We start from the raw sequence: 7,741 nt of genomic DNA, 5'->3' as shown, positions 1-7,741 counted from the left end.
TGTGGAGCAGTGCGCGCGCCTCGACAGCGCCGGCATCTCCTACGCGTTCTTCTACCTTGTGGGCATCTCGGGCAGGGGACGCGGTATTGAGGGCGCAAGAAGGACGGCGGAGATCGTGAACCGCACGAACCCGTGGCTCATCGGTGCAAACATGCTCACGATCTACAAGAGCTCGGAGCTCTACCAAGAGATCCTTGCCGGAAACTGGGAAGAGGAGATGGAAGTGGAGAAGTACGAGGAGGTGAAGGAGCTGGTCGCCAGCCTTACGATACAAACTGAGTTCGCTATGCTAGGCGCTTCGAACCCCGTGATGCTGCGCGGCGCGCTGCCCGAGCACAAGAGTCAGATTCTCTCGGCGCTCGATGCCATCATCAACGACATCGGCGAGGAACGGCTGCGGGATTACAGGACGAACTTACGGCATCTGTGACAGCTGGGCTCTATCGCGCCCAGCTTGAACTGGTGCAAATTTTGCGCCAGTTGCCCCTCGAGCTTAATCATCGGAGCAGTTGTCGCAAATTATGAGACAACTGCCTTGGGACCCAAAAGGCTCCAGGACTCTCTTTACAACCGTACCGCCTCCGACATGCGCTCGGCCACAAGAGCAAGCAGGGCCTCCAGATCATCGGGGCCGATGTCGCCGGGATCGTCGTATTCGAGCAGCTCCACTACCTCGTACTCGAACCCTTCGGCACCGCGCTCGTTCCATAGCACCTGGAGTTGCTTGCAGCGGTGCAGGCCGCCATCGAGCCGTGCGCGCACGCCGTTCATAGCTCGATCGGCATCGACAGCCGCGCCCAGGAACACGTCGCCCGTCGCCGTGCACGTAACCGCGAACACGCCCATGTTGGGGCGGCGGCTCTTCCAGGCCGCCGCAATCTCCTTGCGCTTCGCCGCATCCATAGCCCTCGCTCCTCCTCTTCGTCCAATCAATGCGCGACATCGTAACACGACCCTCGAGCCTCTGGCGGTATAGGGTGCCAGGGGTGAGGATGCGGCGCTGCGAGACAACCAAATGAGACAAGCCAGACGGTTGGCCGTCTCGCTTTGTCGGCAAGCGCCACTTGATTAGATGCGCATCCATGGGACACCCCTTGGCAGGTTCATAACCTATCATGATGAGCTATAGACGCTACAGGAGAAACTCCAGTGACAAGCCTTGCGGTCTTTTCAATAAGAAAGGCCAGATCAGCCAAGTACGCTCAATTCGTTCATTGAGGTGTACGCTGCAGGCACCGAAGTGCTCGGGCGCTCGACGCGCTGTCGGTCCTTCTCCTGAAGCAAACAATCAAAATCAAGGCTCGTGTTAGGAAAAGCAATGGATTGGAACATCGTACGTAATAAAGAGGACGTGGCAAGACTGCTTGCCCGCGTCGAGGGATTCCATGATTGGTACGTCGCGGGATTCTCCTATGACCCGCTTGCGCAAAGCGAGGACGACGACCTCAATCTCGGTCGCTTCAAGGTCGACGTCGATGCCCTTACCATCACCTTCAGGTGGGATAGCAAAAGCAAGAGCGGCAAATGGCCAGAAGTGCAACTGGAGTTCAGAAACCTTTCCGAATTCCACTTCGGAAACTTCAGGGATCCGGACCCTATCTGGAACGGCGTCCTCGAGGAGACGCGTAAGGGCTGGGTGTTCGTTGACGACGACGGCGAAACGCTCAGCGAGGAGGAGCGCGCCCATCCAGAAACGATACGTTCCAGCTTACTGGTGATCTGCGGCGAGATTCGCTGGAGACCCCTGGCTGTTGTCACGACGGACGGTCCTGACTGGTGGAATAATTAGCAAGCACGAGCATGCACTTCAAATGTATTTGCGGACACAGGATCTCAGACACCACTGACAATCTGCCGTATGCGGCCCGAGTCGTCGCCGATGTCGATCTTGATGACTACTGGGAAGCGTGGGAGCGGAGGGGGCGCGGGCAAGGCCTGGGTATTCTTTCCGATCCGATGGACTACGAGAAGACTATTTATCAGTGCAAGGAGCTGTCAGAAGAAACCGTCCCATTACGTTGAATGCGAGCCGCTGGTTGTAACCGGCGGCTCTTCTTTTAGCTCCCACGGTCAGTTCAGCGAACGCCTCCTATCCTGAATGAGACAGACGGTTGGCTGTCTCACGAGCACGCCACCACCCCCACTCGCAGATACCCGCTTGGAAACCGATGGGTCGTGTGCCGTGACACTTGGCGGCGTTGGGTGATAATGGCGTCAGTTGCTCTTGGCGGTGAAACGGGAGGTGCGCGATGGGCGCGGTCACGGAAGAAGTCGATAACCTGCGTGAGCGCGTGGACCGTCGGGACGAGGCCGCGCTGGATACCTTTGCGCGTACCGATGCGGCGGCCACCCAGGAGAACGCCGCGAAGATCCAATTCCTCAGCGAGCTGGAAAAGAATCCGCAGCTGCTTCTCACAACGGCGGGCTCCTCCTTCGATGGGCTCCACGTGACAGAATACCTGGACACCATCAGCACGGACGGCATGGTGGGGTCCGGCATTCCTTCCGCCGTTGATGCGGTGGCGGCCGACCTCACAGGGCAGCGCTCTATGGAACTTGCCCAAAAGATGGAGCGGGCCAAGCGCATCGCGTGGGAAGAGCTGCTCTGGCGCGCCCATCAGCGGGGGGCCGACGGGGTTCTGGGCGTACGGTACGACGTGTACATGCCTTATGCCGGCCTGTTCGGGGCGTCGGTTACGGCCACTGCCGTCAAGCTCGACCGCTAGGCGCCCCCGACCAGCCTCGTTTTCATCACGCAGGCAACAAGCGCGGCAGCGGGACGCGGTCGTCATCGTCATGAACCTATAATGCCTCGTCGAAGGATAATATCCTGGCATTCCCCTATGAGTGAAGGTGGCATTTCGATGACTTCTCACAACACAACCCAGGCAACCGTCCGCGGCGAACTGAGCCCCGAGGCAACGCAGCTGTTCGCGGAAAATCCGATTCTCCGCCAAATGAGCCATCACCGCAGCATTCGCTCTTACACCGACGAGCCCGTCACCGAAACCGAGCTGCAAACCATTATCGCCGCCGTGGAGGAAGGGCCGAATTGGTGCAATTTCCAGCACGTTTCCATTGTGTCGGTCGACGACCCGGCGCAGCGCCAGCGCGCCTACGAGCTTTGCGGTAACCAAAAGCACGTGCTGGAAGCGCCCGTCTTCCTCATGTTCTGTGCGGATTTCTATCGTACGTGGCTTGCCTGCAACTGCAGCGAGGAAGCCTTCGACGAGGTGACGCGCGTAGCCGACAACATTATCGTGGGGGCCACCGAGGTGGGCATCACCCTGGGGTCGGCTACGGTAGCGGCCGAGGCACTGGGGCTCGGCACCTGCTGCGTGGGAGCCGCCCGTGAGCAGGAGCCCGCCATGCGGGAACTGCTGGGGCTGCCGCGCTATGTCTTCCCCGTCTGCGGCTTCTGCATCGGCCACGCCGCGGAGATTCCGGACCTGAAGCCGCGCCTCCCCGAACGCGCCGTGTTCTTCCGCGACCGCTACGACACCGAGCTGAAGCCCACGCTTAAGGACTACGACGAGGCCTACCGCCACTACTTGGCCACGCGCGCGTCGAACCAGAAGGACGGCACGTGGACGCAGGAAGTGGCCGACTACTACACCATCCCCTACACGCGCTACGAGGACATCCCCGCCATGCTGCGCCACCAGGGCTTCGGTTTCGAAAAATAACGCCACCGGGAAGCGACCGCCGCCCCGCATTCTCGCTTGAAGATCATAGTGGACGCCTATAACCGTGCTTGGGCGCCCGGCCCCTTCCCAAGGGATGGGGCAAGCTTTCGACGCAAGGCTGAGAATTGAAAATCACCCGAAGGGTGTCGGCCAACGCTTAAACCGCATGGCACTACCAACTACGAACTACGGAACAACCTCAACGGAAGACTCCAACGAAATCAAGATTCCGTAAGGAAACAGGCCTTGCGTCCGGAAAGGGCGTCTACAGGTCCACGGCGAACAGCTGCGTCTGGTTCGCCAGATCAATCTCCAATTGAAGCGCTGCAATGCGGTCGGAAAGCTCCCGATAGTCCTGCTCCGCCTGGGCCACATCGTAATTGGCGTAGAGGTACTCCACCGGCACCGGCGCGCCACCGTAGTAGCGGTCGCGCAGCCGCGTCTTCTGCTGCTGCTCGCTGAGGGCGCGTACGACGCTCTGCGCCCCGCTCAATTGCGCCAGCGCAATAAGCGCCTCGTCGATGGACAGGCCGCTTTCCGGCAGCACCGTTTCCAGGTTGAACCGATGAAGGGCATGGCGAATGGCGCGCATCTTGTCATCAATCTCGGAGACGGCCGCCCGCGTGGCCGCGTAGTCGTACACGGGAGGATCGGGCTCTTCGCCCTCGGCCACAATATAGGTCGATCGCTCGCTTTCGATGCGCAGAAGGCGATCCTTTTCATCTTGAAGTCGCTTGAGGTATTTATTGGCGCTTGCCGAGGTGAATTCCATAAGGGCCTCCTGTCGCGGGCTAACCGCAGAAAACGATACGCCTCGCAGGCCGTCGGTTCAACAAACGTAATGGCTTCATTTTGTGCGCGAGGCGAGGAAGGTCTCGGCCGCTTCCGCTCGCCGTGACCGCTTTCGTGCTACATTTTCACCCGTCAAAATAGTTGCACGTTCGGAAAGCGATCGCTATGAAAATCATTATCTCGCCGGCGAAAAAGATGACGGACAACACCGTCCTGCCCTGGGAAGAGCTGCCGGCGTTCATCGACCGCAGCGAAGTGCTGCTGGCGCGCCTGCGCGAGCTTTCCTTCGACGAGTGCAAGACCCTTTGGGGCTGCAGCCAGAAGCTGGCCGAGACCAACTTCGAGCGCCTGCAAACCATGGATCTGCGCGGTGACCTGGCGCCGGCGCTGCTCTCCTACGTTGGCATCCAGTACCAGTACATGGGTGCCGCCGTGCTTGATGACGGCTCCTACGACTACCTGCAGGAGCACCTGCGCATCCTTTCCGGCTTCTACGGCGTGCTGCGTCCCTTCGACGGCGTTACCCCCTATCGCCTGGAAATGCAGGCGAAGCTCGCGGTGGACGGTGCGGCCAGCCTTTACGAGTTCTGGGGATCGTCCTTGTACGATGCGGTGATGGACGGCGATCGCACTGTGGTGGACCTTGCCTCTGTGGAGTATTCCAAATGCGTCAGCGCGCATCTTCGGGAAGGTGACCGCCTCCTCAAAGTGGTGTTCGGCGAGCTCATTAACGGTAAAGTGGTGCAGAAGGGTACTCTGGCCAAGATGGCTCGCGGCGAAATGGTGCGGTTCATGGCCGCGAACCACGTGGAAGACGTCGAAGCACTCAAAGAGTTCGCCGAGCTGGGCTACCGCTTCGCCCCGCAGCTTTCCAGCGAAAACGAGTACGTCTTCTTGGCGGAATAAATTCAGGGAGGAGCGCCATGATTGAGCTGACGAAAGACAACTTCGACCGCGAAGTGACCGAGGCCGAGGGGCGGGTGCTGGTGGACTTCTGGAGCCCCGGCTGCGGCCCGTGCCACGCCATGGAGCCCGTGCTGGCAAGCGCCGCCTCCCGCCATCCAGACGTGAAGTTCGCGAACATGAACGCCGCCGAGAACCCCGATGTGGCCTGGGCCTTCAGCGTGGTGGCCGTGCCCACCCTCGTGCTGTTCGAAGACGGCCGCCCGATAGCTGACCTCACCGGAGCCGTCCCCGCCCAACGCATCGACGAGCTGCTGAGCGCCACCGGCAAGGGCGAAAGCGCTGAAGAGCGCTAAGCGGCATCGCCAGCGGCAACGGCACCAGCTAGCCGGAATGAGACAAGTCAGACGGTTGGCCGTCTCGCCGGTTGGCCTCGCATACGAGAAAAGGGGCGATCTTCTATACTGCGTCTGAAGCAATAGACGAACGAGAGGACGAAGCATGTCACTAGAGAGAGCGAAAGAACACCTGGCGCAATTCGGACGGGCGGACGACATCATGGAGTTCGACACGTCGAGCGCCACGGTGGAACTGGCGGCCCAAGCGGTGGGGTGCGAGCCAGCGCGCATTGCGAAGACGCTCTCGTTCGCCGTGGGCGACCGCGTGGCGCTCGTGGTATGCGCCGGCGATGCGCGCGTGGCAAACCCCAAGTTCAAGGAACAGTTTCGCACGAAACCCAAGATGCTGAAAACGGAAGAGGCCGAGGAGCGCATCGGCCATGCGGTTGGCGGCGTGTGCCCCTTCGGCGTGAATGATGATTGCGACGTATACCTGGACGAAACGCTCCGTCGTTTCGCCACCGTGTTCCCCGCCTGCGGCAGCTCCAACAGCGCCATCGAGCTGACTCCCGACGATCTGGAGCAGCTGACCCCGGGCAGCACCTGGGTCGATGTCTGCAAGTTGCCCGAGGAGTAGCGCGAGAGCCGTGCTTGGATACATCACTGCATCCAAGCACGTTGCAATCTTTCTTTGTCACCCTCCAACGAAGCGATGATCGCTCAGGCCTCCACCTTTCCCGAGCGCTTAAGCGAGACCAAGCACGCCACCCCCACCACAATGAACCCAATGCCGCCGATGATGCCCGTGGGGGCCGGGCCGATAAACGGGTTGGAGATCACGGCGAACAGGGTGGGGGCGTTGCCACAGCCGTTGAGGGCACCATGGGCGAACACTGCGGGTAGGCAGCTTTTCGCCCGCAACGTGAGCCAGCTGAAGAAGCTGCCCATGACCACGGTGAAGCAGCACATGGCAGCAATGCCAAGCACGGGCCAACCGGGGTACGCCAACCCGTAGTTATGCCCCAGCACCGTGATGGGTGCGTGCCACAGGCCCCAGATGATCCCGCTCACCACAATCGTGAACGTCACGGAATGCTTCTCCAACATATGCGGCAGCAGATACCCACGCCAGCCCCACTCTTCGCCGAAACAGGTGAACACGTTAAGGGCAGGAGCTACAACTATCAACGCCAACTGGGCATAGGCCATGGCGGCAATCTCGGAGTCGGGCAGAGCCGGCTGTCCCGCTGCCACCAGCTGCGCCTCCACCGTCTCCTTAAAGAACGGCATCGAGGGATCGAAGCTGCCCGGAGTCACCAGGAAGTAAAGGGCACCTCCCAGGGCCACCAGGATCATAGGGCCAAACCAGCCGAGCAGGTAGTACTTCCCCGTACCCTTGAACTGCTTTGGCTTGATCCACACATTGCGAAAACCCTCGCCCGTCAGAAGACGTGTCACCACAACGCCAATGGCCGGGAAAAACATACCCGCCCCTACGGCGAGCATGACTTCGAGTGAGCCCAGCGGATTGTCGCCTGCCATCAACGCCGGAAGCGCCTGCGGGTACACCGCTGCAAACCAGAACCCCCAGGTGAGCACAAACGTGACAACGCAGTAAACCGCCACGCGATGGCTCGCGAGCTTCTTCCTAACTGCCGCCATGACCCTCACCCGCCTTCACTTCGCACGCTCCGTGACAGGTGCCGGGCACGCATTGGCCGGGCGCTATCTCGATGGGGTCGGCATGATAGTGCTCCACGCACCAATCCTTCTGGTGACAGCAGGGACAGGTAAGTTTGCGCGTTCTCGGGGTATGGTTCGACCAGAAGTACGCGCCCAACTTCGGACGGAAATCCGCTCCGCATACCGGGCAAAGGTAGGTGGAGTGGGCGCTGTAGTACCGCACCTCCCAGGCGCCAATCAGCGCCAGCGCCACCGGGAAGGGCCACCAAATGCCCGTCACAATGCCCAGCACCAGCGTGCCAATCCAGGCCGCGTCCATGAACACGCCGATGATGATCA

The 7,741-nt window shown here is 60.6% G+C and carries 9 protein-coding genes and 2 pseudogenes; 7 read left to right on the top strand and 4 right to left on the bottom strand.

All coding sequences use genetic code 11. The annotated features are described in order from the left end of the window. Window positions 1-430: pseudogene (locus QZ307_RS10140) on the top strand (hypothetical protein); the annotation flags it as partial. 134 nt (window positions 431-564) lie between these two features. Here QZ307_RS10140 and QZ307_RS10135 read toward each other — a convergent pair. Next, entirely contained in the window at window positions 565-903 is a 339-nt protein-coding gene (locus QZ307_RS10135) for a GIY-YIG nuclease family protein (protein ID WP_295999513.1), read from the bottom strand. Window positions 904-1,318: 415 nt separating this feature from the next. On the opposite strand from QZ307_RS10135, the gene QZ307_RS10130 reads away from it, so the two are divergent. The 3 genes from QZ307_RS10130 (at window position 1,319) to QZ307_RS10120 (ending at window position 3,686) form a co-directional block, all read left to right on the top strand. Further along, entirely contained in the window at window positions 1,319-1,789 is a 471-nt protein-coding gene (locus QZ307_RS10130) for a hypothetical protein (RefSeq protein WP_295999512.1), read from the top strand. Window positions 1,790-2,249: 460 nt separating this feature from the next. Next, the gene (locus QZ307_RS10125) at window positions 2,250-2,726 is read left to right on the top strand and encodes a heavy metal-binding domain-containing protein (protein ID WP_295999511.1); all 477 of its coding nucleotides are present in this window, start codon (window positions 2,250-2,252) and stop codon (window positions 2,724-2,726) included. Between the two features lie 138 nt (window positions 2,727-2,864). After that, the gene (locus tag QZ307_RS10120; protein WP_295999509.1) at window positions 2,865-3,686 is read left to right on the top strand and encodes a nitroreductase family protein; all 822 of its coding nucleotides are present in this window, start codon (window positions 2,865-2,867) and stop codon (window positions 3,684-3,686) included. A gap of 265 nt (window positions 3,687-3,951) precedes the next feature. Here QZ307_RS10120 and QZ307_RS10115 read toward each other — a convergent pair whose 3' ends face one another. Further along, window positions 3,952-4,458, bottom strand: coding sequence for a hypothetical protein (locus tag QZ307_RS10115; protein WP_295999508.1), 507 nt, complete (start codon window positions 4,456-4,458; stop codon window positions 3,952-3,954). 185 nt (window positions 4,459-4,643) lie between these two features. Here QZ307_RS10115 and yaaA point away from each other — a divergent pair, with 185 nt between their 5' ends. From yaaA to QZ307_RS10100, 3 genes are all read left to right on the top strand, one after another. Continuing rightward, window positions 4,644-5,384, top strand: a complete 741-nt coding sequence (yaaA, locus tag QZ307_RS10110; RefSeq protein ID WP_295999506.1) for a peroxide stress protein YaaA — start codon at window positions 4,644-4,646, stop codon at window positions 5,382-5,384. Window positions 5,385-5,401: 17 nt separating this feature from the next. Further along, window positions 5,402-5,737, top strand: coding sequence for a thioredoxin family protein (locus QZ307_RS10105; protein ID WP_295999504.1), 336 nt, complete (start codon window positions 5,402-5,404; stop codon window positions 5,735-5,737). Window positions 5,738-5,882: 145 nt separating this feature from the next. After that, on the top strand, window positions 5,883-6,356 hold the full coding sequence (locus tag QZ307_RS10100; RefSeq protein ID WP_295999502.1) for a YbaK/EbsC family protein: 474 nt from the start codon (window positions 5,883-5,885) through the stop codon (window positions 6,354-6,356). An 83-nt stretch (window positions 6,357-6,439) separates the two neighbouring features. Here QZ307_RS10100 and QZ307_RS10095 read toward each other — a convergent pair whose 3' ends face one another. Further along, window positions 6,440-7,381: a CPBP family intramembrane glutamic endopeptidase gene (locus QZ307_RS10095; protein ID WP_295999500.1), complete on the bottom strand. Its 942-nt coding sequence runs from the start codon at window positions 7,379-7,381 to the stop codon at window positions 6,440-6,442. Beyond that, window positions 7,368-7,741, bottom strand: a pseudogene (locus QZ307_RS10090) (hypothetical protein); the annotation flags it as partial. The gene QZ307_RS10095 and the pseudogene QZ307_RS10090, both read right to left, overlap by 14 nt.

It is taken from the genome of uncultured Adlercreutzia sp. (assembly GCA_910585575.1).
Classification (GTDB): domain Bacteria; phylum Actinomycetota; class Coriobacteriia; order Coriobacteriales; family Eggerthellaceae; genus Adlercreutzia.
Note: the sequence above shows the minus strand (reverse complement) of the source record. Positions and strands in the feature narration are given on the sequence as shown.

Excerpts from the sequence above, each read along its gene's own strand:
- yaaA (WP_295999506.1), top strand. The coding sequence starts at position 4,644 with ATGAAAATCATTATCTCGCCGGCGAAAAAGATGACGGACAACACCGTC.
- QZ307_RS10120 (WP_295999509.1), top strand. The coding sequence starts at position 2,865 with ATGACTTCTCACAACACAACCCAGGCAACCGTCCGCGGCGAACTGAGC.
- QZ307_RS10095 (WP_295999500.1), bottom strand. The coding sequence starts at position 7,381 with ATGGCGGCAGTTAGGAAGAAGCTCGCGAGCCATCGCGTGGCGGTTTAC.
- QZ307_RS10105 (WP_295999504.1), top strand. The coding sequence starts at position 5,402 with ATGATTGAGCTGACGAAAGACAACTTCGACCGCGAAGTGACCGAGGCC.
- QZ307_RS10100 (WP_295999502.1), top strand. The coding sequence starts at position 5,883 with ATGTCACTAGAGAGAGCGAAAGAACACCTGGCGCAATTCGGACGGGCG.
- QZ307_RS10135 (WP_295999513.1), bottom strand. The coding sequence starts at position 903 with ATGGATGCGGCGAAGCGCAAGGAGATTGCGGCGGCCTGGAAGAGCCGC.
- QZ307_RS10115 (WP_295999508.1), bottom strand. The coding sequence starts at position 4,458 with ATGGAATTCACCTCGGCAAGCGCCAATAAATACCTCAAGCGACTTCAA.
- QZ307_RS10130 (WP_295999512.1), top strand. The coding sequence starts at position 1,319 with ATGGATTGGAACATCGTACGTAATAAAGAGGACGTGGCAAGACTGCTT.
- QZ307_RS10125 (WP_295999511.1), top strand. The coding sequence starts at position 2,250 with ATGGGCGCGGTCACGGAAGAAGTCGATAACCTGCGTGAGCGCGTGGAC.